General features: G+C 51.4%; 20 protein-coding genes and 4 tRNA genes. 7 read left to right on the forward strand and 17 right to left on the reverse strand.

Features of this window, described 5'->3' with window-relative positions:
- Window positions 1–215: 215 nt before the first annotated feature.
- The 16 genes from H598_RS26070 to H598_RS0112965 all read right to left on the reverse strand — a co-directional run bounded on the left by H598_RS26070 (window position 216) and on the right by H598_RS0112965 (window position 16406).
- A protein-coding gene (locus H598_RS26070; RefSeq protein WP_156897037.1) for an IS3 family transposase occupies window positions 216–1390 on the reverse strand; the annotation gives its coding sequence in 2 pieces (ribosomal slippage) (window positions 216–1111 and window positions 1111–1390; 1176 coding nt in all).
- 82 nt (window positions 1391–1472) lie between these two features.
- Entirely contained in the window at window positions 1473–2354 is an 882-nt protein-coding gene (locus tag H598_RS25600) for a Kiwa anti-phage protein KwaB-like domain-containing protein (RefSeq protein ID WP_028113390.1), read from the reverse strand.
- 3 nt (window positions 2355–2357) lie between these two features.
- A complete protein-coding gene (locus H598_RS0112905; protein ID WP_028113391.1) occupies window positions 2358–2864 on the reverse strand; it encodes a hypothetical protein in 507 nt (168 codons plus the stop codon).
- 134 nt (window positions 2865–2998) lie between these two features.
- Window positions 2999–3628: an HNH endonuclease gene (locus H598_RS0112910; RefSeq protein ID WP_028113392.1), complete on the reverse strand. Its 630-nt coding sequence runs from the start codon at window positions 3626–3628 to the stop codon at window positions 2999–3001.
- A 2-nt stretch (window positions 3629–3630) separates the two neighbouring features.
- Entirely contained in the window at window positions 3631–5127 is a 1497-nt protein-coding gene (locus H598_RS25605; RefSeq protein WP_084144461.1) for an AAA family ATPase, read from the reverse strand.
- A gap of 140 nt (window positions 5128–5267) precedes the next feature.
- Window positions 5268–5579 carry an HNH endonuclease gene (locus tag H598_RS26080; RefSeq protein ID WP_035415885.1) on the reverse strand — a complete coding sequence of 104 codons (312 nt, stop codon included), beginning with the start codon at window positions 5577–5579 and terminating at the stop codon, window positions 5268–5270.
- A 99-nt stretch (window positions 5580–5678) separates the two neighbouring features.
- The gene (locus H598_RS0112920) at window positions 5679–6725 is read right to left on the reverse strand and encodes an endonuclease domain-containing protein (RefSeq protein WP_028113393.1); all 1047 of its coding nucleotides are present in this window, start codon (window positions 6723–6725) and stop codon (window positions 5679–5681) included.
- A gap of 105 nt (window positions 6726–6830) precedes the next feature.
- Complete coding sequence (locus H598_RS0112925) at window positions 6831–7751, reverse strand: hypothetical protein (protein ID WP_028113394.1); 921 nt, start codon at window positions 7749–7751, stop codon at window positions 6831–6833.
- Window positions 7752–9414: 1663 nt separating this feature from the next.
- A complete protein-coding gene (locus H598_RS0112930; RefSeq protein ID WP_028113395.1) occupies window positions 9415–9960 on the reverse strand; it encodes a hypothetical protein in 546 nt (181 codons plus the stop codon).
- A 902-nt stretch (window positions 9961–10862) separates the two neighbouring features.
- Window positions 10863–10936 (reverse strand) — tRNA-Cys (locus tag H598_RS0112935).
- A 5-nt stretch (window positions 10937–10941) separates the two neighbouring features.
- Window positions 10942–11017: transfer RNA gene (locus tag H598_RS0112940), tRNA-Gly, on the reverse strand.
- A 56-nt stretch (window positions 11018–11073) separates the two neighbouring features.
- A tRNA-Gly gene (locus H598_RS0112945) sits at window positions 11074–11154 on the reverse strand.
- Between the two features lie 151 nt (window positions 11155–11305).
- Window positions 11306–12427, reverse strand: a complete 1122-nt coding sequence (locus H598_RS0112950; protein ID WP_028113396.1) for an aminotransferase class V-fold PLP-dependent enzyme — start codon at window positions 12425–12427, stop codon at window positions 11306–11308.
- Window positions 12420–13607 (reverse strand): PrnB family protein, encoded by a 1188-nt coding sequence (locus H598_RS0112955; RefSeq protein WP_028113397.1) that lies wholly within the window; start codon window positions 13605–13607, stop codon window positions 12420–12422. The genes H598_RS0112950 and H598_RS0112955 overlap by 8 nt, the downstream gene beginning before the upstream one ends.
- A 211-nt stretch (window positions 13608–13818) precedes the next feature.
- A complete protein-coding gene (locus H598_RS0112960) occupies window positions 13819–15372 on the reverse strand; it encodes an arylsulfatase (protein WP_028113398.1) in 1554 nt (517 codons plus the stop codon).
- 125 nt (window positions 15373–15497) lie between these two features.
- Window positions 15498–16406, reverse strand: a complete 909-nt coding sequence (locus tag H598_RS0112965; RefSeq protein WP_028113399.1) for a LysR family transcriptional regulator — start codon at window positions 16404–16406, stop codon at window positions 15498–15500.
- Between the two features lie 104 nt (window positions 16407–16510).
- Here H598_RS0112965 and H598_RS0112970 point away from each other — a divergent pair, with 104 nt between their 5' ends.
- The 4 genes from H598_RS0112970 to H598_RS0112985 all read left to right on the forward strand — a co-directional run bounded on the left by H598_RS0112970 (window position 16511) and on the right by H598_RS0112985 (window position 20870).
- The gene (locus H598_RS0112970) at window positions 16511–17488 is read left to right on the forward strand and encodes a zinc-dependent alcohol dehydrogenase family protein (protein ID WP_028113400.1); all 978 of its coding nucleotides are present in this window, start codon (window positions 16511–16513) and stop codon (window positions 17486–17488) included.
- A gap of 32 nt (window positions 17489–17520) precedes the next feature.
- Window positions 17521–18240, forward strand: a complete 720-nt coding sequence (locus tag H598_RS0112975) for an SDR family NAD(P)-dependent oxidoreductase (RefSeq protein WP_028113401.1) — start codon at window positions 17521–17523, stop codon at window positions 18238–18240.
- Between the two features lie 144 nt (window positions 18241–18384).
- Window positions 18385–19908 carry a glutamate synthase-related protein gene (locus H598_RS0112980; RefSeq protein WP_028113402.1) on the forward strand — a complete coding sequence of 508 codons (1524 nt, stop codon included), beginning with the start codon at window positions 18385–18387 and terminating at the stop codon, window positions 19906–19908.
- Between the two features lie 95 nt (window positions 19909–20003).
- Window positions 20004–20870 carry a bile acid:sodium symporter family protein gene (locus H598_RS0112985; protein ID WP_028113403.1) on the forward strand — a complete coding sequence of 289 codons (867 nt, stop codon included), beginning with the start codon at window positions 20004–20006 and terminating at the stop codon, window positions 20868–20870.
- On the opposite strand, the gene H598_RS25610 is transcribed toward H598_RS0112985, so the two are convergent.
- Entirely contained in the window at window positions 20785–21696 is a 912-nt protein-coding gene (locus tag H598_RS25610; RefSeq protein ID WP_028113404.1) for a helix-turn-helix domain-containing protein, read from the reverse strand. The genes H598_RS0112985 and H598_RS25610 overlap by 86 nt on opposite strands.
- 415 nt (window positions 21697–22111) lie before the next feature.
- Between H598_RS25610 and H598_RS0112995 the strand changes: the two genes are divergently transcribed.
- From H598_RS0112995 to H598_RS26085, 3 genes are all read left to right on the forward strand, one after another.
- Window positions 22112–24094: an alkyl/aryl-sulfatase gene (locus H598_RS0112995; protein WP_035415887.1), complete on the forward strand. Its 1983-nt coding sequence runs from the start codon at window positions 22112–22114 to the stop codon at window positions 24092–24094.
- Between the two features lie 158 nt (window positions 24095–24252).
- Window positions 24253–24329: transfer RNA gene (locus tag H598_RS0113000), tRNA-Pro, on the forward strand.
- A gap of 191 nt (window positions 24330–24520) precedes the next feature.
- Window positions 24521–24787 (forward strand): transposase (locus tag H598_RS26085; RefSeq protein ID WP_028113406.1); only part of this gene is annotated, 267 nt, incomplete at its 3' end.

Raw genomic sequence — 24787 nt, forward strand, 5'->3', positions numbered from 1 at the left:
TTCTAGCACTCGATACTCCCAATTGAATTTTCACGCCTAAAACACGGGCATAACTTCGATACGCCCGCGAGCTTTGACTCATTGGATTTTTACTCTAAAATTCCAAACTCACCCTTAATAAGGTTTAACCGTTCTTTGATTTTTTATAAATTGTTCGTCCACTGATTGGTAAAACGGTCATATGATCATGACCCGATAAAATGGACACGGGTTTGTTATGCCGCGACTCTCTCATATTGCTGCGGACTTTGATAGCCCAGGCTTGAGTGCAATCGACGACGGTTATAGAACTGGTCAATGTAGTTAGCCAGTTCGTCTTTTAATTTCCATTGATCTCGAAACCGTGCTCCTTGGAACATTTCCCCCTTTAACGTATGGAAAAATGACTCCACTTCGGCATTGTCGGTGCAACACCCTGCACGGTTCAAACTGTGCTTAATGCCGTAACGTTTGTAGTAGCCCTGAAGGTTCTCATTTAGGTACTCAATGCGACGATCTGAGTGGAACAAGAGCCCCTCTTTCGGTCGTCTTGTGCGTAGAGCTTTTACTAGCGCTCCCTCGGTCCATTTTGACGTCCGATTATCACTGAAAGACCAGCCCACAACCTTTCTCGAAAACAGGTCGATGATGACCGCCAGGTAATACCATTTCCGCCCCAGCTTCAAGTAAGTCACGTCACCAGACCACTGCTCATTAACGGTACTTGGGGCCTCGCATTTCAATCTCAGGTTCTCCGTTACCTTCAGGGTCTGCCATCGTTTGTTCATTTGCCGGTAAACCCGAACAGAGCGGGCTTTAAGGCCAAGTTCGCGCATTAACCTTGCCACCCGCTTCCGTGCTACACAAATGCCTTGCAGCTTAAGTTGAGCATGAATTCTGGGACTGCCATAGCGCTCTTTAGACAACCGGAAAAGACGTTGAATTTCTTGGCTCAACGTTTTGTCGCTTTGTGCCCGTTGACTTGGTTGACGCTTCTTCCAAGCATAAAAGCCTGATCGTGACACACCTACAGACTGGCACAGCCGCGAAAATCGAATTTTCCCCTGATAACGCGCTATGAACCGGAAGGATTCCTCCTTTCCTCGGCTTGAAACCGTTGCCACTTTTTTAGGAGGTCATTCTCCAGTTCCAGTTCTGCGAGTCGCCTTTTTAGCTGGTTGATCTCATCGCTCTTTGAGAGCGGCTCCGATTGATTTTTGTTCTTTTTGGACATGCCCCATTTGCCATCTCGATACTCTTTGCGCCAACGAGACAACATGAACGGATGAATGTCCAGTGCTTGAGCTACTTCCTTCACTGACCGGTGAGGAAGATGTGACCAGGTTACTGCTTTAACCTTGAACTCCACACTGTACTGCTGGGTTCGTTTTCCTGTCTTGTAGGCAGGCATTTTGACACCTCAATCTAACGATTTTGGTGTCCACTAAAGCGGGTCAACTTCACGTCACCTGGATTTTCTTGTTAGCCGATTTTTAAACACCGACAGCCCTTTTTGAGTTCGTCACGAATGCTGTATTTGAAAGTGGTGATTTATAATAATCTTCATCAAGAAATCTTAATAGTTTTTTAAGATCCGATTTGTTGTCGGGTAGTTTGATAACCTCTTCTGCACCATCAATTTCTGTTAAAAATGGAATGTTGAACTCTATAGCTACAGCTTTCATCTCGTTTATAGGGACATTTTGTAAAATACCACTTTGTTGAATAAGCGATATTTTACGCCTTACCCAAGAATCAGACATTTCGATTAACTCATCGGTATTTTCTGATTTAATTATATCGAGAGCTGCAAACTCTGTTACATCATCATCGGTTGCGACCTTATAGTACTCGCTTAAATCGAACATTTGACGAGTATTATGAAAGCTGAAGAACTTTAACTTTCCATTTTCTAACGTGGCTGTGAGCTTGTGATCTATTGTTAGCCCAATACCCTCTATTTTCTTGTAAACATTTGAAGAATGGAAAATAGATAATCCATTTGTGGAAATTATTCTTCTTCTATCAAAGTTTTGAAGTAATATTTTAACGTCACCACAATCTGTTGTATATCCCGTAAACAATGCTTTTATTTCACTGAAAAAGTCTTCTGTTGGATCTACAACTTCCGCACTTAACGGATTTTCAACTGCTGACGATAAATCATCAATATCATCGTAACCATCAATAAATAGAACTTCTCCCTCGTCAGGCTTATATTTTCCATCAAATTCTATTTCTTCTTCATGCTGATCAAATGTTGCTTCTTGTGACTTGATATAGGTTGTCAGATCATTTTGAACGTCACTAGAAAGCTCAAACTTTACGATTCTTTTTGAAGGATCGCTTGTGAGCGCAAAAAGGTTCAACGACATTTATTACTCCATTAACATGCTGTGTGAGATTTGTTTAACTTCTTTGATACTTTTTGGACTTCTTATAACACGCCTTGCCATTAGCATGTAAACCATTCCACTATCAGACTCAACTTTGTAAAATCTAAACTTAGCGATGTACAAAAGAGGGTGTGTTGGAATATAGGAAATAATCCATGCAACCAAAAATAGTATTCCGACAATTAGTGCTGTAACTTCAAAATTTATTTCTGCCACCTTCATTATTATTGGTGCAATATAACTCCCGATAAACACAAGTAGTAAATAATCAGCAGACTCTACTTTTTTTGCTTTAAAATTTATTGTCTCAGCTTGTTTCCGTATAAGTGACAGAATTAGAAATGGCAAGGTCATACCGAGTATGGCAATGATGACCAGCTGATAAAATACTGTATCCAAGCCTGTTGAATAATATCTAACACCAGCAAGTGCCAATAATGCTGGCGAAAAAGCTGATATAAATAATAAGGATTTGAGCCAATTTCTCAATGTTTACTCCTTGTGCGGCTAACGCCCTGTTAAGGTGTGAGCGACGCAATACCGAAGCCGCCGCATACCAACTTAAACACTAAAACCAACGCATAGTAAAATGCCACGCGTGCGAATCACTCTTAAACAGATTGTTAGTTGCCATTAATCTGACCCGTAATTAGATTCAGTTGCTCCACAAATTGTCGCTGTTCATCCTGCGGTGCAGTTCTCAAGCTCTCGATCAACTCTTGAATGGGGGATTGTTTGGCACTTACCTCCCTTGCTTTTCTTTGAACAGTTTTTAACCTATACAGTTTACATTGCTTAATAGTTTCACAACCTTTATCGTCTAGACCTTCGTAGACAGCATTCTCGTGAATTTGAATACTTGAATTGTAGTTGTCAAAGTGCGCATGAATGATCACAATATTTGCGCCACTTCGAGGGTAGTTTTGGACTGCACGTTTAACGACTTCTTTTGACCCCTTTGACGTATTGCAACCTGGACATGAAAGAGCGAGATTCTTAGGGTGAAAGGTGAATTTTCCATGCTTAGATTTTGGCAAAATGTGCTCGATATCTACAGCCTTTATGTCAAAACCTAACTCAGATTTACAGTAACAACATTTGTTATGTTGCTTTGGCCTCAAATCAGCAATCAAATTTTCTTTAATGCTATCAAACGCCCCTTTCTCCCAATCTTTGTGTGTTGAGAAATGACTGTTTATGGTTCTTTTTTCTTCTGCCGTTAAAACATACGGTGACAATATTTTATCTTCCATAATCAGCCACCAGCAGAAATCAAAGTCTTAATAACGGTGTGTAATGGGTCTATTTTATTTAAATTTGGCAAGTACCTTTCTAGTTTTTCTAAAAGCTCTACAAACCTGTCAGATTCCTTTTTACCCTCAGCAAGCAATTCCAAAGCTTCGGATACCTCTTTTGAAAGGAAGTAATTTCTTGTCGAAGGCATATCAAAAACATCTAGTAATATTTCTTCAGCAGACAAACCGTGTGTCTCATGATCAATGTAGTTGACATCAATGTCAGATGTTTTGTTGTTTTTGAAATGTACAACATGAGAACGGTAAAGAGGTAAATCAGATACAAGAAAATGCGAATGAGTTGCAACAATCACATGGCACCCATTAAAACCACTAATTATTCTATCAATAAGTTCTATGTATCGATATTGCCATGAAGGGTGCAAGCTTATCTCTGGCTCATCAATAACAATTAGGCTATTGTCAGAAAGATTAGGTATTAGTCCGATAAGTGTTGATAAGATACTAGCCTCTCCGGAAGATGCATCATGGAAATCAAACTCACCCCCCCCCCTTTTATATAGGCTGATTTCAGGCCCCTTTACAAGATCGAAACGTCTAAGTTCTTCTAAAAGAAAATAACTATCTTCCTGCCTTAAATGGAAAAATTCATTATCTCGATGGCTATTCTTCTCTGAAAAATTTACTACAAAAGAATACTCCGGTCTTCGTGACTCCTTATCACTGCTATTCAGAGTTTGTATGTACATCTCAGCCAATCTATCCCAATAACTGTCAGAGTATGTGTCAACAGCCTTTTGGTAAAAATTAGCCCTAAATCCACCTCTGCGCTCAGACCAATCTTTTAATAGCTCTTTTAATTCTCTTCCGTTGAAACTTTTTGACTTTACATGCCCTCTGAGATACTCAGGTACATAAATCCTATAAGAAAGTTTAATTACAGGCTCGTAGTTTAAGTAATCGAAAATATCTCTATATCGCTCATCGTTACTATCTTCATGTATGTTTTGCAATAAAGTCGAAACTGCGCGATCCATTAAGGCTCTTGTTGATGAGCCTGGCATTCTATTTCTCGTTCCTAGATATACATAAAACTCTTCCTTAAGGTTGAGTCTGTTTTCAAAATTTCTCGACTTTCCGTAATTGTCTACAGGGAACTTATCCGACAGGCTAGTTGCTATGGCAATTAGCTTATTCGGTTTACCAAAACGAAATTTCTGGTCTTTAATTTTTCTATTTCTGATTTTATTATCAAATCTAAATTCTTCTTCATTTACTTGGTACTCTAATTCAAACTCTAACTTAGCCCTCCTTTTGTTATCATTCAACTCTAAAAATGAATGGACCAAATTGGACACAAATCGACTTTTGCCAGTACCATTATTCCCGATTATGACGGTGAAGTAATTATCACATGAGCCTGACTTGGACAACAAAACAGGCGGACAATTAAAGCTACCTGAATTGACCGTGAAACTCTTTAAACGAAAAGCCAAATTATCCCCTTAAAAAAATCTTTACACTAATGCTAGAGGCAACTAACGCCCCGCCTAAGCGGTGCAATACAGTGCTTGGCTAAAATCCGCGAGGAACGAACACAAGCCAAGCGTTGTGCGTCCGTGTTTTAAGGCACTTGTTATGTGTTTTCTTCACTTTTAGATACATATTTATTAAACCACTCTTTTCTGCCTTGATTCTTTCTAGCTATAATTAGCCTACCTTCCTCTACAGATTTGCACAAATCTGCCGCTTTAACGCTATTACACATATGGCAAGCTACGACTAAGTTCGAGTCCTTATCTGACCCACCATGTTTTTTTGGAGTAATATGATCTATCGCTAGCCATGCCTCATTCCATGCTTGAAAGTCATCTGAGCCGCCTCGCCCACAATACTGGCAAGTCCATTTATCACGTTCATAAATATGGTGACGGGGGTCACGAGTCATTTCCAATCTCCTTGAAACACATAACGCCGCATTAAGGTGTGAGCGACGCTTGGCTATACTTGAGCGAAGCGAAACTGCCAAGCGTTGCTAAATGCTTTGTTATAAATTTTCTGCGACTTTTTTTGCACACCCTATAGGATCTTCATTAATATCTCCGCCACGCAACCTTATACTTCTGATCCCAAGAGCCTCCAATTGCTCATCGATTTTTTTGTCTTTTGCTCGCTTTTTAGGGCTGCTATGGTAAGAATTTGAATCACAGAACACCGCCAATTTTTGTTCTCTAAAATAAAAATCTGCATCTGTGATTTGCCTAACTTCACACTCTCTCTTGTTAGAGCTCAGCATGTGATGCAATGATGGATACGTGCTCCCATCTTCGAAAATTCCCGTTTGAATCTCAGGCTCTAATCCTATTGAGTCAAATGCTTGTAGCAAGAACAATTCTATAGGAGAGTCACACCCCCATATTTTCCTAGGGTTTATATTGTCAAACTTGTTGAAATAACGACGAATTCGATACTTTCGATACTTTTTCTTCAAGAATTCGTTGCAATCCTTGAGTTCGACTAGGCATATATCGTCAAAATTCCAGTTTTCCGCTAGAGCATAAGTTCCAAGAGTAAAACCAATCATATCAGAGTACTCATCTATTTTGCCCATAGATATAAATGTACTGTACTTACCATACATATCATAACCGAGCTTGAATGGGTTAAAACCTAAGTAAGAATCGTCACCATCAAGCTTATCTAGACGGAAGTTTCTAAAAAGACCAGCTTCAACTTTTGTCACTTTGCCTCTTTTACTCATCGGCTGTAAACAGATCGAGTATGGCTTTCCATATAAGACGCCGTCGACCTCTTTAAATCCATATAGGTTTGCGACTATATTCACCATCTGAAAGCGGATATTTTTTTGCTCATAAATATCAATCAAACGCTCACTTGGTTGAACTTCAACTACATCCCCTTCCTTTTCAAAGTGGAATGATTCTAAAGGTTGAATGCCGTCTAAATCATATAAATCAAATTGAAGAAAGTCGTGCAATGATGATTTGTCTACAGCTAAAGGAATTGCTGGTAGTTCACTATAAAACTCGAATTCTTCAAGCTGCTTTGGTCTTTTTGTAATTTTGTTACTCATAACTTACCTAAAATTTATAACGCCGCATTAAGGTGTGAGCGGCGCTTGGCTATACTTGAGCGAAGCGAAACTGCCAAGCGTTGCGAATCACTCTTAAATGCTTTGTTAAATGAATTCTTGACCATTAGTATCTGTGTTATCGATATAATTTTTATAATAGCTTGAATAATTTTCCAATTGGCTAAACTTAGCCAACTTTTCAATCGTATCATCAGTGTGCTTGAGCTTCATATTAGCCTTTAAAAATACTAACATTAGCCCAGAGAAAATTACGGATATCAATGAAAGCATTGCTCCTTTTAAGGAAAAGAGAATATCCCAAAACGCCCCTATCGATAAGCTTATCTCTGCATTTACTTCCAATGGTAGAAAACTCAGCGGGTATACAACACCAGCGAAAAACAATAACAATACAGAAATAATTGAAAAGTTAATCAAATTAGATGAGTCTTGCCCTGAACTAAGCTTTTCGACATGAGACTTATTGACTTTAACTTGATGGAGAGTTCTAACTAATAAGTTATCAATTTCTTCTCGCTCAGGCGTTGTATTTATACTGACAAGTGATAGTGGTTTTATATACATCGACTTTGGCATCGCATATGCAATGCCAAAAGTATTGTTTTCGAACTTGTCTCGTTCTGCCTGTTCTTTTTCTCTTATAGAGTGAAATTCCGCTACTTTTTCTTCTAATAATGGAACAATATCTTCCTTAGCATCAAAAGATGAAAAGTTATACTTCTCTAAGTATTCAGCAGGGGTTAACAATTCGCCTTTTTCGTGAAACGCTTCTTCTATATCACAGATCTCTTGATCTCGAATTCGCTCATTGTACCAATTAAAATATCGCGACTTAGCCTCGTCACATAGAGCTTCAGACTTTAATATGAAGTTTGAAGCATCTGCTTTGTCCTGCGAAAACTCTGCTTGGTTTGAAACAATTTTTGTAATCAAAAACGCAGCAAAAATCCCCACAATTGCGCCAGATGTTTGGCTGATAGTGCTAAAAAATACGTTCCAATCCAAAAATGTACTCCTATTCATTTAACAGCTTATTATGCGGCGTTTCGCCGCCTTTTCTCCTTAGAAACCTTACCGCCTATCATTCCCACAAAGCTCGCCGGAATTCTATTAACAGGCTGTAATTAAACAGTTTATGGCTCCTTAAGCATATGGTCGCAAAGCACGTAAGGCGGATCAGACTCGAAGAAAAGCGGCGACGACCAATGGCTGTATGTATGACCAGTGGTTTAGACTTACTGAAAAGTTAGTAAGTGCAAACACGTAATTCACTGATTTTAAACAACTATCATTTTGTTGTGACTTCCAATCGACCGAGCTCCGCCGATGCGATGAGTGTTTTAACACATCAGCAAGGCTATAGAATCTGTATCTAACTGATTTATAGGAAGATAACGGTACACCCTTAAGTGACTGTTTAAAAGTGGGTTAAATCACACTGTGGGTGTAAGAGATCACGCACGAGAGGTTTTTGCGGTGGTGTGGTTTGAGAGGCTGAGTTTCGCTGAGTCAAAGACACTGGGTCCTCGCGTTCGCAGGGACGACTGGGGGTGATTGGGCTGTGGTGGATGATTGCTAGTTTGAGTGAAAGACACCGGGTACCCGAGTACGCAAGGACGACGGAGCGTTGATTGGGGTGTGGCGGCTGATTGCTAGTTCGAGCAGAAGATTCTAGGCCCTCACGTTCGCAAGAGCGACGGAGAGATGATTGGGTTGTGGTGGCTGATTGCTAGTTCGCGCGAAAGACGCTGGATACCCGCGTGCTCGGGCACGACGGAGGGTTGATTAGAGTGTGGTGGCTGATTGCTAGTTCGAGCAGAAGACGCTGGGCCTCGCATTCGCAAGAGCGACGGAGGGTTGATTGGGGTGTGGTGGCTGATTGCTAGTTCGAGCAGAGTACGCTAGGTACCCGCGCTCGCTAAGGCGACGGAGGGTTGATTGGGGTGTGGTGGCTGATTGATAGTTCGAACAGAAGACACTGGGCCATCGCGTTCGCAAGGGCGACGGAGGGTTGATTAAGGTGTGGTGGATGATTGCTAGTTTGAGTGAAAGACGCTGGGTACCCGCGTTCGCGGGCACGACGGAGGGTTGGTTGGGGTGTGATGGCTGATTGCTAGTTCGAGCAGAAGACGCTGGGCCCTCGCGTTCGCAAGGGCGACGGAGGGTTAATTGGGGTGTAGTGGATGATTGCTAGTATGAGCGGAAGACGCTGGGTTCCCGCGTTCGCGGGCACGACGGGGGTTGGCTGGAGTGTGGTGGCTGGTTGCTAGTTCGAGTAGAAGACCCTGGACCCTCGCGTTCGCGGGCACGACGGAGGGATTGATTAGTGTATGGTGGCTTATTGCCAGCTCGAACAGAAGACGCTGGGTACCCGCGTTCGCGGGCACGACAGAGGGTTGATTGGGGTGTGGCAACACCACTGAAAAGCATCGGCTAATCCCAACCTCCCTCTTCGCGCAACACTAAATACGAGTGCCTATCCCGACCTTACCCGACAAGGACTTGCACCCCGCAAGATGCATCAAGCTTCGCTTGACGCACTTGCGCCGCAAACACTAGCGCGTAATTTGGCGCATTTTTTTGCGAACTTTTTTATGTTTAGCAAAAATCACCAACGTCGTCGGCGTCCGCGTCCGGTATTTTTTAGAGCAAATTAAAAAATTTATACTCAGTTTTTATTTTTCAACTCTTCAATGCTTTTTGCCACAGTGCTGGACAATGCTTCAATAAATACAGTTTCATCTGACTTATCTCTTAATAGCCCCCCCATCACCTTAAGGTTCATTGCAAAGCTACCTTTGTATACCAGATTTTTTTTAGAAATCGTTGTTAACAATTTATCGCCATCCTTAACGTTTATATCATAATCAAAAGTAGGATAGCCTAGCGAGTCCGATGGAATTGGAGTCTCATCTCCTACAAACCTTCTATGGTATGTCATTTTGATTTCTAATGAGTTCATAGAACTATCTGACGTTATCAATTTGGCCGCCTCTAAATTAGATTTAATACCTTCAGCAACCAAGTTTTGTATTTCCTTGTTTGTGTGATACTCAATATCAGGGGTTACCAACTGCGTAACAGTTAATGAAATATCATCAATATTAAATTTCTCAGTTGTTTTTACTACTGGCTTATCAGGAGTGCTACTGCACCCTGTAAACCCTATTAAAAGAAAACAAGCAATCCCAAATGTCAATACAAGCTTTTTCATATGATTCTCCAATTGTGTTTAAGAAAATATTTATTTAATAATGATAAATTTCATACACTCTAACGCCGTGCTAATTTGTCGTAGGCTATTAGCTACTATGGCGCTGAATTTATGCGCAAAAGGTAACAAAGGCCGGAGGCCAAATGCTGCAGTTTGTGGTACTTCAAGCCTTCGCTCGCAAAGCGCGTAAGACGGATCTTGCTCAAGAAAAAGCGGTGATGGTCAATGATTGTGTATGCACAGTAGTTTCATATCACTTAGCAGTTAGTAAGCACAAACACATAAACCACTGATTTAAAACAGTTTGCATTTTGTTGTCGCTTTCAACCATCCGAGCTCCGCCGATGCGATGAGTGTTTTCACTCATCAGCAAGCCTAGAAAATCTCGTATCTAACTGATTTATAGGAAGATGACGGTACACCCTTAAGTGATTGTTTAAAAGTGGGTTAAATCACACTACGCGTGTAAGAAGTCGCGAACGAGGAAGTTTTTTTTTTGGGGGGGGGGAGAGGCAGAGTTTCGCTAAATCAAAGACACGGGGTCCTCGCGTGCGCAAGGACGACGGAGGGTTGGTTGAGGTGTGGTGGTAGGTTGCCAGTTCGAACAGAAGACGCTGCACTCTCGCATTCGCAAGGGCGACGGAGGTTAGTTGAAGTGTAGTGGAAGATTGCTACTAGTTTGAGCGAAAGGCGCTGGGTACCCGCGTTCGCGGGCACGACGGAGGGTTGATTGGGGTGTGGTGGCTGATTGCTAGTTCGAGCAGAAGACGCTGGGCCCTCGCGTTCGCAAGGGCGACGGAGGTATTTTGGAGTGTTGTGGGAAGCCGCAAGTATGGTGGAACATTTTTAGATGCTCATACAAAAAACGGCAACCCTTGTTAGGGTTGCCGTTCGTCGAAATATGGAGGCGCGTCCCGGAGTCGAACCGAGGTCCACGGATTTGCAATCCGCTGCATAGCCACTCTGCCAACGCGCCATATTTGGAGCGACACACGAGGTTCGAACTCGTGACCTCAACCTTGGCAAGGTTGCGCTCTACCAACTGAGCTAGTGTCGCGTAAATCTGTTCTGTCTTGTTGCTAGGGTCACGAGCTCGAGTACCTCGAGACCTTTTGCGACACGAGGTTCGCTATTGCAAACCCGGGTGACCTCAACCTTGGCAAGGTTGCGCTCTACCAACTGAGCTAGTGTCGCGTAAATCTTCTGTTTAAACGAACCAGTGTCGCTAAACAACGAGGCGTATTGTAACCGCGGCAGCGAACAGCGCAAGCCCCTGTGGCGCCGTTTGCTCACTGTGCGGTCTATTCTGGCCTACTCCTGCGGCAGTTGGCGTGTGAATGCTGGTTTATTGCCCTGCCCGGTGCAGGCATGCCAGTACCTGGTCGATTTCCTGCTCAGTGTTGTACAGGTGCGGCGACAGCCTCAGGCCGGTGTCGCGGCGGTCGAAATGCACCTGTTGGCGTTGCAACTGCTCGATTACCACTTCCACTGTACTCTGTGGTGGCTGAATCACCACGGTGCCGCCCCGGCGATTGGCTTGCTTAGGCGAGGCTACCCATGAATCGTCGCAACCGTCGATCAGCGACTGGGTCAGCGCCAGGTTGTGCTGACGGATGGCGTCGATGCCCACCTCGGTCAGCACTCGAATGCTGTTGGCGGCGGTGACAAAGGGCAGTACCGACGGCGTGCCGCCCCAGAGTCGGTTGGCACCGGGGTGATAGTCAAACTTGTGTACGTCGAACTCAAACGGGTTGCGGTGGGAGAACCAGCCAACGTCTTTGGGTTGCAGTTTCGATAGCATCGGGTCATTGACCCAGATAAACCCGGCGCCGGGGCCGCCGCACAGCCACTTAACGCACGAGCCCAGCACCACGTCCGCCTGCCAGTCGTCCAGGTTGATGGGCACACAGCCGATGGACTGGGCCACATCCACCATCGAGGTAACGCCGTGCTGGCGCAACAGCTGGCACACTCGGGCCACCGGTACCTGCATGCCGGTATTGGACTGGACGTGAGTTACCAGCGCCAACCCTACCCGCTCATCAATGTGGGTCTGCCAGACTTCGAGGTCGGTGAGATCGCTGCCGGCAGGCATGAATTTCAGCTCATAACCGTTGGCGCGGGCCTGCTCGGCCACGAACGCCATGGAGGGAAAGTCATCTTCGCTGAGCAGAATCTGGTTGCGGCCGTGGTCGGGGCTAAGGCCAAACAGCAACTTGGTGAATCCGCTGGAGAGGTTGGTCTGGGGGCAAAACTGCTCCGCCCTGCCCCCCAGCAATCCGGCCAGGGCCTGATTAAACTCATCAATGCTTCGCAGCCAGTGCGGCCAGGGTTCGCTCTGCTGCTGCCAGTGGTCCAAAAATCCCCGCTGCAACGCCTCGGCGGTAGAGGCCAATGGCCGGCCGACGGAGTGATTGAGCAAGTAAATGCCCTCTATGGGCACAAACTGCGGCAGGCGCTTACTCATGGCGCTGGCCTTTTACCAGGGCACTAAGGGCGTCGATGTCGCGATAGCGGCTGGGAATGTCGTCCCGGGGGGCGGCGGCGCGCAAGTCCCGAAGCCCCTGCAGCGAGCGCATCAGCACCTCCAGCGGCGGTCCGCTGGCCGTCACCTGCTTTAAGTGCTGAGTGGCCATCTCGGTCGAGGGCTTGGCAATAAAGCGGCTCACCAACTGATCGTGATGCTGAATGGCGGTGTGGCCGTGGGCCTGCTGCACCGCCAGAAACGCTGGCAATACCTGCTGAAACCAGTCGCTGTCGGCGTCAGTGTTCGCAGCGCTGAGCAGATCGTCCAGAAAGCTGCGGCGGCGCATCACGTCGCGCAGTCGTCGCTGGTCTTCCGGCATCATGTACAGGAACTTGTCCACCAGCAACTGGGAGTAGAACGGGTTGTTGGCCTGACACAGCCCCAGCAACATGTCGATCTCATTGATGCCGGCAAAGTCGCCGGCGTTGGCACCGCGATACTCATGCTGGCCTACTCGGAATGGCTTGTAGTAAGGCCGGACGCTGTTAAAAAAGCGCTCACTGTCGAGCTTGTCGAACAACACCTGGTTCCACTTGGCCACGTCCACCAGTGCCAGCCGAGCGTCCTCCAGCAGATGAATCGCCACCGGGTGGGAGATTCCCATGGGCAGAATCCGCACCAGCGCGTCTGCCGCCCGCTTGTAGGCCAGCACCGCCAGGGTGTTGTAGTCGATGAACAGCGCTTCGTCGTCGAGGCTGGTGAAGCGTTTCGGCACCCCAGCTTTGGCCAGGCAGTGGGTGGTCAGGTGGCTGGTGGCAAACCGCGGCGTTACCCCGAGGGAGGCGCCAATGTGCAGCGCCAGCGCCGAGGCGGCCTTCAGCGGCGACTTGCGCTCGCGCGACGGCTCGGTCAGATCGTGGCGACGGCAGGCGGCCATGTACATGCCAACGTTGCCAAGCAGATCGAAGTTGTTGTCGAAGCCCTCGTCGGTGTTGCCTTCCGCCAGCAACTTCTCGATAAAGGCGCGGCCGCTGGACTCCAGTTTGGCTTTGAGGTCGTCGCCAACCCCTTCGACGTTGGCCTTGTCCTGCTGCTGAAAGTAGAGCTGTTCCAGCTCGGTGTTGATGGCCTTAAAGTCGGTGCGTATCCATTGGTCAAAAGCCTGCGCATGCTGGGTCACGGTATCATCCTTATTCGTGCAGCCACCGAACCGATTTGGTTTTTGCTCTTGCGTTCGCTGGCAGTTAGCGTTAGGAACCACTATGACGCCTAACCCGGCGCAGCGGCAATCGCCGTTGGCGCATTTCTATTCAGCTGCCGTTGTACAGCAAAACGTACAGGCGTAAAAAAACGGCGGTCAAACCGCCGTTTTGTGGCCGTAAACCCCAGTGCTATTTGCTGGTGGTTTGCTGCAGTTTCTCCATCACCTGATCCAGGCTGAAGCTGGCCGCTTTCTGTCTCGGCGGAAACTCCTTGAAGGTTTCCAGGAACTTGCCCACATAGGCCTGTGCCGGCACAAACATAAAGGCGTGGTCCAACAGCCAGTCGTAGTAAGTGTTAGAGGTGATATCGGCCACCTCGTAGGGGTCCTGCCTGAGGTTAAACAGCTTGGGCAGGCGCAGAGTGACGAAGGGTTCAGACCAGATCTGCATGGTGCCCTGGGCCCGCTGCTCCATAAACACCGCCTTCCAGTTGTTGTAGCGCAGCGCGGTCAGATCGCCATCGTCGGAGAAGTAGAACACCTCGGCCCGGCGGCCCTTGTCCTCTTTACCGGTGAGGTAAGGCAGGAAGTTGTAGCCATCGAGGTGGCTCTTAAAGGTCTTGTCACCGGCGCGATGTCCCTTGAGCAGCTTCTGCTTAATCTCATCGTCGCCCGCCGCCGCCAGCAGGGTGGGAAACCAGTCCATGTGGTGCATGATCTCGTTGGAGACCTCGCCGGCCTTAATCTTACCCGGCCAGCGCACCATGGCCGGCACCCGGTAGGCCCCTTCCCAGTTGGTGTTCTTCTCACCACGGAACGGCGTGGTACCGGCATCGGGCCAGGAGTTCATGTGCGGGCCGTTGTCGGTGGAATAGAACACGATGGTGTCGTCGCTAATGCCAAGATCGTCGACCTTTTTCAGCAACTGGCCCACGTGGCTGTCGTGCTCCACCATACCATCGGCGTACTCACCCAGGCCGGTGCTACCCGTAAGCTCGGGTTTCACGTGGGTTCGAAAGTGCATGCGGGTGGCGTTCCACCACACAAAGAACGGCTTGCCCGCCTTCACCGAACGGTCCATAAAGGTCATCGCCGCCGCCACGGTTTCATCGTCAATGGTCTCCATGCGCTTGCGGGTCAGCGGGCCGGTGTCTTGAATGCGACCATCGGCAAAGGAGTGAATCACGCCGCGCGGGCCAAACTGCTCCCGGAACTTGGGATCTTTCGGGTAGTCCGGCAGCTCCGGCTCCTCTTCGGCGTTCAGGTGGTACAGGTTGCCCAAAAACTCATCGAAACCATGATTGCTGGGCAAAAACTCGTCCTTGTCACCGAGGTGGTTTTTGCCGAACTGGCCGGTGGCGTAGCCCAGGGGTTTGAGCATCTCGGCGATGGTGCCGTCTTCGGCCTGCAGGCCGATGTCGGCGCCAGGCAGGCCCACTTTACTGAGGCCGGTGCGCAGCACGCTCTGACCAGTAATGAAGGTGGCACGACCGGCGGTGCAGGACTGCTCGGCGTAGTAGTCGGTAAACATCATGCCGTCTTTGGCAATGCTGTCGATGTTGGGGGTTTTGTAGCCCATCAGGCCGAAGGTGTAGGCACTGATGTTGGACTGACCGATGTCATCGCCCCAAATCACCAGAATGTTGGGTTTCTCCGCCGTCAGGCCGGAAAACGAGAGTAACGAGGCGGCCAAGGCGCCGATGAGCGAGACTCCTCGAGCCGAGGAGAAGCGTGTCCTTATCATTTAACTGTCCCTTTTAGTCTCAAGATGCCAACAGCAGAGCTGGTACTACCACCAGCGAGTTGTCTGAGTATAGGACAGAGAATCAGCGCCGCTTTAAATCTGGAATGGAATTCACGCCATGAGCCTCACCGCGCCAGTGGCGTGCCCAGTTGCTCGCTCAGGTAGTCCAGAAACACGCGAATTTTCGGCGCCACAAACTCCCGCTTCAGGTACAGCGCATAGGTGGACGACGGCACCTCGGTCGGGCTGATGCGGTGATTGGGCAACACCTCCACCAATCTGCCCTGGCGCAAATCGTCGCTGACCGCCCAATAGGGGATCAGCGCCACCCCGCCGTGACTGAGCAGCAGTTGCCGCTGACCATTGACGGTGTCCACGGTCAATTCGCTGTTCAGTTGCATCCGCTGCGGCCGCTCATCCAGGCAGTACCAGTCGCGCCAGCCGCTGTAGCCATAGCGGATGCACAGATGATCGGACAAATCGCTCAATGTGGTGGGATGACCGCGGCGCTGCAGGTACTGGGGCGAGGCACACAGGATGAAGTTATTGTACTGCAGCCGCTTGGCCACCAGGCTGGAGTCCGGCAACTGGCCGCTGCGAATGGCAATGTCGATGTTCTCCTCCACCAGATCCACCACCCGCTCGGTCAGCTCCAGTTGCAGCTCGATCTCTGGGTAACGGCAACCGAATGATGGCAGCAGTGGCAACACCACCGCCTCGCCAAAGCCCACGGTCATCGACAGTCGCAGGCAGCCTCTGGGCGCCTGTTGCAGATCGTTGACCGCCCGCTGTGCCTCGTCCAGTTCGGCGACGATGCGCTGTGAGTACTGGTAGAAGCGGCTGCCGGCTTCGGTCAACCCCAGGTTGCGGGTGGTGCGGTTAAGCAATCGAACCCCAAGCTCTTTTTCCAGCGCCGCCAGCTGCCGCGACACCGACGACGGCTGCACATCGAAGTGCTGGCTGGCCTGGGAGATGCTGCCGGTTTCCACCACCGAGTTGAAGTAGCGCAGTTTGCTGATCACGGAATGCCTCATTAATTGCCCAAAAAGCAAAACTGAGTTTACCGCAGGTGCATTCTTTTCCCAAATGGCAAGTCATATTCTAAGGCTCATCAACCCAACCCCATTGGAGTAACCCCATGAAAGCCATGATTCTTACCACCCTCGGTGACGCCGACGTTCTGCAGCTGGCCGAGCGGCCGATTCCGACCATTGTGCCCGGCCACCTGCTGATCAAAGTGGCCGCCAGCAGCGTCAACCCATTGGACACCATGCTGCGCTCGGCCGATACCCCCTGGTCCGCCAACCTGCCGGAGATTCTGCACGGCGACGTCGCCGGCACCATCGTCGAGGTAGGCGCAGGCGTTAGCGGTTTCGATGTCGGTGACGCCGTCTACGGCTGCGCCGGTGGCATTGCCGGCATCAACGGCGCCCTGGCCGAGTACATGCTGGTGGATGCCGATCTGATGGCCCACAAGCCCCAGCGCCTGTCCATGGCCGAGGCCGCCGCCCTGCCGCTGGTGGCCATCACCGCCTGGGAAGCGCTGCACCAGAAATTGCGCATTGGCGCCGGTGATCGGGTGCTGGTTCACGGTGCCACCGGTGGCGTCGGCCACATCGCGGTTCAATTGGCCAAGCAAGCCGGAGCCATCGTCTCAACCACTTGTCGCCCGGCCACCCTGGCGCACGCCACTCACCTTGGCGCCGACCATGTTATCGACGTCAGCCAGGAGTCGGTGGCCGATTACGTGACGCGCTGCACCAACGGCGTCGGCTTCGATGCCGTGTTCGACACCATCGCCGGTGACAACATCAACAACAGCTTCGAGGCGGTGCGCCGCAACGGGGCGGTGGCCACCACCCTGCCGATTGCCGACCCGCTGCCCATCACCCTAAAGAGCCTGAGCTTTCACGGCGTGCTGATGTTGCTGCCGATGATTCACGGCGAAGGCCGTGCCAACCACGGCCAGATTCTGCGCCAGGTGGCCGAGCTGGTGGACGCCGATAAGCTCACCCCGCTGATCGACCCCAACCGCTTTGGCCTGTGGCAGGCGGGCGATGCCCACCGTCACCTGCAATCGGGGCAGGCCGTCGGCAAGGTGGTCCTGACCGCCTAGTCCCAATCTTCCAACCCAGTTACGGAGTGTTTATGTCACGCAAAACCATTACCACCGCCACTGTGGCGGCCTGTTTCTCGGTCACCGCCCAGTCACTGATACACCAACTGGTTGCACAAGGCACCCGCATTGTCGGCTTTGGTCGCCCCGGCGACGAGACCCGTGCCCGGGAGCTGGAGAGTCGCTACCCGGATCAGGTGCAGGTGCTGCTGGGGGAGCTCACCGATGCCGCCCAGTGCCAGCAACTGGTGTCAAAGGCCGAGCCGTTGCTTGGCGGCGCCATTGACGCCCATTATCACTGCTGCGGCGTTTACTCCTGGAACACCTGGGATCAGGTGAGCGCCGACGAGGTCACCCGGCTGCATCAGGCCAACTTCACCACCGCCTGGACTCTGGCCCGGCCGCTGCTGAGCGCGATGAAACGCAGCGGGGGCGGCAGCCTGATGTTCATCTCCGCCAGAGACACCCGCCGCAGCATCGGTGCCGGTTTCGGCCCCTACATGGCGTCAAAACTGGCCCTCAATGGCCTGGTAGAAAGCCTGGCGGCGGAGGTGTGCCCGGATGGCATTCAGGTCAACGCGGTGCTGCCCACCATCATCGACACCCCGGTCAACCGCACCGCCCTGCCCCAGGTGGACCCGGCCCAGTGGATCGACCCGGCACAACTGGCCAGCCTGATGATCGACCTGACCCGTCCAGGGCGCCCCAACCTCACCGGCGCGCTGATCCCGGTCAACGGCGCCATGGTGTAACCCCATCCAGGCAAAATGATGCGGCGCTTTGACGTCGCTGCCCACAATCCCTCCACCGGCGCTTCGGCGCCGTTTGCTTTTGCCCGGCTCCTGTCCTAGTTGTTTATCCAATGCCTCCACCTTGATCAATCACGAGGGTCCAAGATGAGCAAGCCGATCATTGCCGACGTCAGTCCGAAAAAAGTCACCCTTGAAGCAGGCAAGCGCTACTATTTTTGCGCCTGTGGCCGCTCTGCCAATCAACCGTTTTGCGATGGTTCCCATCAGGGCACCGGCCTGACGCCCAAGGCCTTTATCGCCAAGCAGGACGGCGAGGCCTACCTATGCCGGTGCAAACAGTCGGCCAACCAGCCCTATTGCGACGGCTCGCACATGAAACTCAGCGCCGACGATGTGGGTAACGAGGCGGCGGTGCCGGCCTCAGATCGTCCCCAGGCCCAGGCCACCAAAGAGGAACCAACGGTGGCCGCCATTCATCAGCTGGCCAGGGAGGGGCTGCAAGGCAGCCATGGCGAGATGGTGGCCATGGGCGTGCCCCGCTACCAACTGCCGGACTGGGATGACATTCAAATACTGACCGCACAACTGGCGACCCGGCCCCTGGGCGATGACACCCCGGTCAGTTGCCGCACCGTGATTGGCCCCCGAGCCGCCAAACCCCTGGTGCTGTCGATGCCGCTGTTTGTCAGCGACATGAGCTTTGGCTCTCTGTCTCAGGAAGCCAAGGAAACCCTGGCGAAAGGGGCTGAGCTGGCCGGCACCGGCATCTGCTCCGGCGAGGGCGGCATGCTGGACGAAGAGCAACAGGCCTGCAGCCGCTACCTGTATGAGATGGCCTCGGCCCAGTTTGGCTACAGCGAAGACAAGCTGAAACGGGTGCAGGCGTTTCATTTTAAAGGCGGCCAGGCCGCCAAGACCGGTATCGGTGGCCATCTGCCCGCCAACAAGGTCTCGGACAAGATCGCCGAAGTGCGAGGGCTCAAACCCGGCCAGGAGGCCATTTCACCGCCGACCTTTACCAACCTGGTGTCAGTGAATGACTTTCGCGGCTTCGCCGATCGGGTGCGGGATCTAAGTGGCGGCATTCCGGTGGGATTTAAGTTGTCGGCCAACCACATCGAGGCGGACATCGATTTCGCCCTGCAGGCCGGTGCCGATTACATTATTCTCGATGGCCGCGGCGGTGGTACCGGCGCGGCACCGCGACTGTTTCGGGATCACATCTCGGTGCCCACCCTGGCCGCCCTGGCCCGGGCCCGGCGTCACCTAGACAAACGCTGCGGCCGTGATGTGTCGCTGATCATCACCGGCGGCCTGCGTACGGCGCCGGACTTCATCAAGGCCATGGCGCTGGGAGCCGATGCCATTGCCGTCGCCAATGCCGCCATTCAGGCCATTGGTTGCGTCGGCGCCCGCATCTGCAACACCAACCAGTGTCCGGCAGGCATTGCCACTCAGGACCCGGCACTTCGGCAGCGGCTGGATGTGGACAACGGTCCGGCGCAACTGGCCCGCTACCTGGGCGCCTCCACCGAGCTGATGCAGATCATGGCCAGGGCCTGCGGTCATTCTGCCCTCAGCCAATTCACCATCACCGACCTGAGCAGTTGGAAAAAGCAGGTGTGCGAATTGACCGGCGTGGCCTACGCCGGTATTCGCCACTGGTAAACAAAGGCAATGGCAGCATCGACATTACGGCGTGTTTTTTCTTCGCCAATCTCGATACAGTAGTGACTTCACTCAACGGAATGCAGTGATGGACGATGGACTTTGCCATTGAAATACTGATCGTCGCCCTGATGGTGGGCCTGGGCGCCAACCTGACCTCGGTGGATCTCGCCGAGCTTAAACACCGCCCTCGACCGCTGCTGGCCGCCGCCGTGGCTCAGTGGCTGCTGCTGCCCCTGGTTGCCTGGATACTGATTGGGCTGTTGGCCCCCGAGCCGGCCGTAGCCATCGGCCTGCTGCTGGTCTCCTTCAGTCCCGGCGGAGCCCTGTCAAACCTGTACAGCCTGCTGGCCCGGGCCAACGCCGCCCTGTCGGTGGCCCTGACCACCGTCACCAGCATTGGCGCCATCGTGGCACTGCCGCTGTTACTGGCGCTGCTGTTGCCGCAATATCAGCAGCAGCACGATGCGATAAGCACACTGACTCAACACCAGATCGGTCAACTGTTTCAACTATTGATTGTGCCAATAATGGCAGGCCACCTTATTCGGCGCTGGTTTCCGGCTCTGACCAAAAAACACTTAGCCAAATTTGAGCGACTCAGCTCATTAGCCCTACTTATATTAATCATCAGTATATTTTTTCAGTTTCAACTGCAATTATCGGCGCAATTTCATTCGCTTGTCATATTGGCCATTCCCTTTACCATTATCGCCCTGTTTATTGGCTGGATTGTGGGGAATATAACGTCTTGTTCAGAACGAGATCGCGCCGCCATCATTATTGAATTTCCAGTCAGAAACCTGGCCTTTACCAGCCTGTTGGCACTGACTTTGTTTAATGACAGCCAGTACCTGCTGTTTGCTGCGGTGTTTTTTACCCTGCAAACGCCGCTGATGCTGCTCCTGACACTCTGGTATCGTCACCGTCAGCAGGGCGCGGCGATAGCGGAGTGTGGTTAACGGACGGCTTGTCCTGCTTCAGGGTTTGCGACGGCAACTCATGAAACAGTTTTCGGTACTCACCGGCGAAACGACCAAACTCCATAAAACCCCAGGTTAACGCCACCTCGGCGACGCTGGTTGGCTGGCACCGGCGCCGCAGCAGATCGCAGCGAGCACCGTTGAGGCGCACCATCCTCAAGTACCGCACCGGGGTCATTCCCAACTCGTCTCGAAAGCCGTACTCCAGGCTGCGTTCACTGAGCTCGGCCACCTGACACAATTCAGGAATGGTAGGCAGCCTGGCGGCATGGGCCTGCAGGTAGTCAATCACCCGTTTCACACCCAACCGGCGCCTGGGCTTACTGCAGTTCGGTGGCGTCAATGGCACCGCTGGCATCATCACCGCCAACACCAACTCCAGCACATTGGCACCAAGCAGCTTCTGCGCCTGAGGCTGACTCAACAACTGTGGCTGACTGTGGATGCGATGCAGCAGGCTGGCGATGCCGTCGGTATAACGGCTCAGTGCCGTGGCATCGGTGCGCCGCTGCAGGCTCAGGCACCAGTCCTGGGGCAACTCTTCGCCGGTAAGGCGCTGCAAACTGGTGGAGAACGCCTGCCGGTCGAGGGCCGTGGACACGTAATCCAACCGCTCTTTGAAGCAGATGTCCCACTCGCCGCCACTGGCCTGGATCAGGGTTCCCGCCTGGCCCTCGCGACCGCAAAATCGATACTCACCGGAGTGGGGCAAAATGGCGGCAAAGGGCAACCAGACTCGGGCCGGCGCCGCCTGAATTCGAGCACCGGTGGTTAACGACTCTCTGAAGATCTGAACCTGTCCCAAATTTACTTCCTGATAGGAAGCGGCTAAAACACCGGATTGCAGCTGGGTGTAATAACGATTTTTATTGGGTTGAAACTGGGCTAAGGCGGCTATATCTGACGTTGAAATAGCCCTTATTTGCTGCCGCTGTAATTCCATTTGCGGAAATTGCATATCTTCACAACAATCCTGTTGTTAAGTTTGAGTAACTGCAGTTCGGCAGATATCGGCCAATCAGCGTGACAATGACATCCAAACCTCTATTTATTGGGCAAATCGACGGTCGCTGTCAAGAAATACCGGTTTGGAGTGCCGTAATTCATTGTGTGCCTCTGCCACAGGGAGCGATATTGGCCCTGCCCTATCCTAAATCCGGACAGTGCGGTTTTTAATGACATGAAGTTATTCGGCGTCAGCCAATATAAAGGATCTATGTATGAACAAGACGTTAGCGATACTCTGCACCAGCTCACTGGTGCTGACCTCCATGGCACCGCTGGCCGAGGAATCAGCCCAGTTGGTTGCGCCCAAACCTGCCAGCCAGTTTACCCAGCAGGCCAACGCCAAGGTACTCAAGGCACTGCCTTTTGCCGATAAGACCGATTTCGATAACGCCACCAAAGGACTGCTGTCCCGCCCGGAGTCACTGACCATCAAAAACGCCGACGGCCAGGTGGTGTGGGATCTGGAGCAGTACAAAACCTACATCAGCAGCGACAAAGCCGCACCGGACACCGTTAACCCCAGCCTATGGCGCAATGCTCAGCTGAACATGGAATACGGCCTGTTTGAAGTCAGCAAGGGGATCTATCAGGTACGGGGCTACGACCTGTCCAACATCACCTTTGTTCAGGGCGATAACGGCTGGATCGTGTTTGATCCGCTCATCAGCCCGGAAACCGCCGCCGCCGCCAAGGCGCTGGTCGATGAACAGTTCGGCCCGAAGCCTGTCACTGCGGTGATCTACAGCCACAGCCACCTGGATCACTTCGGCGGGGTACGCGGCATAGTCGACCAGAAAGACGTCGATGACGGCAAGGTAAAAATCATCGCCTCGGAAGGCTTTACCGAACACGCGGTCTCGGAGAACGTGATTGCCGGTAACGTCATGGGCCGCCGGGCCGTGTACATGTATGGCGCCCTGTTGCCCCGTAACGCCGAAGGCGGCGTGAATGGTGGCCTGGGCCAGACTACCTCTACCGGCATGGGCAGTCTTATTCCGCCCACCGACATCATCACCGAAACCGGCCAGGAGATGACCGTGGACGGCGTGGAGATGGTGTTCCAATTTACTCCGGGCACCGAAGCGCCGACGGAGATGAATACCTATTTCCCCGATATGAACGCACTGTGGATGGCGGAAAACTCCACCAACACCATGCACAACGTACTGACTCTGCGCGGCGCCAAGGTGCGCGACCCGCTGATCTGGGCCAGTTACCTCAATGAAACCATCGAGATGTGGGGAGCCGACGCCAAGGTGAAATTCCAGTCGCACCACTGGCCGGTGTGGGGCAGTGACAACATTATCGACTACCTGAAAAAGCAGCGCGACATCTACAAGTACATTCACGACCAGTCGGTGCGCCTGATGAACCAGGGTTACACCGGTGAAGAGATCTCCGAGATGATCACCCTGCCCAAGTCACTGGAAAACAACTGGGCCACCCGTGGCTACTACGGCACGCTGCGACACAACAGCCGCGCGGTCTACCAGCGTTACATGGGGTGGTACACCGGTAACCCCTCGGATCTGAATAACCTGCCTCCGCAGCAGGCGGCCAAAAAGTACATCGACTACATGGGCGGTGCCCGTTCGGTGCTGAGAAAAGCCAGCAAAGATTTCGACAAGGGTGAATATCGCTGGACTGCCGAGGTACTGAAGCACCTGGTGTTTGCCGAGCCCGACAACAACAAGGCTAAGCAACTGCTGGCCGACAGCTATGAGCAACTGGGGTATCAGGCCGAGTCCGGCCCATGGCGCTCGGTGTACCTGCAAGGCGCGTATGAACTTCGCAACGGCCTGCCCACCGCCATGGCACTGGAAACCGCGTCACCGGACATCATCGCCAACATGCCGCCGTCCATGCTGTTTGACTATTTGGGCGTGCGTTTGCTGCCGGAAAAGGCGGAAGGCAAAAAATTGGCATTGAACCTGAGCTTTACCGATTTGAAGGAAGACTACACCCTGACGGTGGAAAATTCGGTACTGAACTACAGCGCCAATCAGCTGAAACAAGCCGACGCCAGTGCCTCGATGACCAAGGCCACCCTAACCAAGATACAGCTGGGGCAACTGAGCTTCGATGACGCCATCGCCGACGGCAGCGTCAAGCTGAGCGGCAACAAAAAGGCGTTCGATGAGTTCTTCGCCATGCTGGACAGCTTCGAATTCTGGTTCAACATTGTTACCCCGTAGCGACCGTTGAGGTACCAGACCGAGCCAGCCACCTCTCTCTTGATGGCTGGCTCTTTTTTATGACAATCGCAGCGGCATGGACGTCGTTTACCCCCTCACAGCAAGGATTGACATCGCCGCGAGTAAGAATAAAATGGATACAGGACAGCAACTTAGTTCGGTGTGTGGCGCAGCCTGGTAGCGCACTTCCTTCGGGAGGAAGGGGTCGGAGGTTCGAATCCTCTCACACCGACCAACGCCCACAACCATCAACCTTAGCAAAAACCTTAGCAAGACACCCATCCGAAGAACCCTTAGCAAAACCTTAGCAAGACACCCATCCGAAGAACCCTTAGCCCGTCTCTTAACTAGACACCCATTGTAGTGGTCTAATGATCCCGGACACCAAATTAGGTGGTAAAGTCACCGCCGTAAATGAGGTGTTCAATGACAAAACGACAACGACGTACATTTTCAGCTGAGTTCAAAGTGGATGCAGCTTGTTTGGTTCTAGATCAGGGGTACTCAATCCCTGAAGCTGCAAGATCGCTGGACGTTGGCGAAACGGCTCTTCGACGCTGGGTTGAACAGCTCAAGCTAGAACGTGGTGGCACCACGCCTACGGTCAAAGCATTAACCCCAGAACAGCGTAAAATCCAAGAGCTGGAAGCCAAGATTAATCGTCTTGAAAGAGAAAAGACGATCCTAAAAAAG

Origin of the sequence: Ferrimonas kyonanensis DSM 18153 (genome assembly GCF_000425405.1) — a bacterium.
Classification (GTDB): Bacteria; Pseudomonadota; Gammaproteobacteria; order Enterobacterales; family Shewanellaceae; genus Ferrimonas; species Ferrimonas kyonanensis.

Coding starts and splice junctions, on each gene's coding strand:
- H598_RS25600 (WP_028113390.1), bottom strand. CDS start 2,354: ATGTCGTTGAACCTTTTTGCGCTCACAAGCGATCCTTCAAAAAGAATC.
- H598_RS0112910 (WP_028113392.1), bottom strand. CDS start 3,628: ATGGAAGATAAAATATTGTCACCGTATGTTTTAACGGCAGAAGAAAAA.
- H598_RS26080 (WP_035415885.1), bottom strand. CDS start 5,579: ATGACTCGTGACCCCCGTCACCATATTTATGAACGTGATAAATGGACT.
- H598_RS0112920 (WP_028113393.1), bottom strand. CDS start 6,725: ATGAGTAACAAAATTACAAAAAGACCAAAGCAGCTTGAAGAATTCGAG.
- H598_RS0112930 (WP_028113395.1), bottom strand. CDS start 9,960: ATGAAAAAGCTTGTATTGACATTTGGGATTGCTTGTTTTCTTTTAATA.
- H598_RS0112950 (WP_028113396.1), bottom strand. CDS start 12,427: ATGAGTAAGCGCCTGCCGCAGTTTGTGCCCATAGAGGGCATTTACTTG.
- H598_RS0112960 (WP_028113398.1), bottom strand. CDS start 15,372: ATGATAAGGACACGCTTCTCCTCGGCTCGAGGAGTCTCGCTCATCGGC.
- H598_RS0112965 (WP_028113399.1), bottom strand. CDS start 16,406: ATGAGGCATTCCGTGATCAGCAAACTGCGCTACTTCAACTCGGTGGTG.
- H598_RS0112970 (WP_028113400.1), top strand. CDS start 16,511: ATGAAAGCCATGATTCTTACCACCCTCGGTGACGCCGACGTTCTGCAG.
- H598_RS0112975 (WP_028113401.1), top strand. CDS start 17,521: ATGTCACGCAAAACCATTACCACCGCCACTGTGGCGGCCTGTTTCTCG.
- H598_RS0112980 (WP_028113402.1), top strand. CDS start 18,385: ATGAGCAAGCCGATCATTGCCGACGTCAGTCCGAAAAAAGTCACCCTT.
- H598_RS0112985 (WP_028113403.1), top strand. CDS start 20,004: ATGGACTTTGCCATTGAAATACTGATCGTCGCCCTGATGGTGGGCCTG.
- H598_RS0112995 (WP_035415887.1), top strand. CDS start 22,112: ATGAACAAGACGTTAGCGATACTCTGCACCAGCTCACTGGTGCTGACC.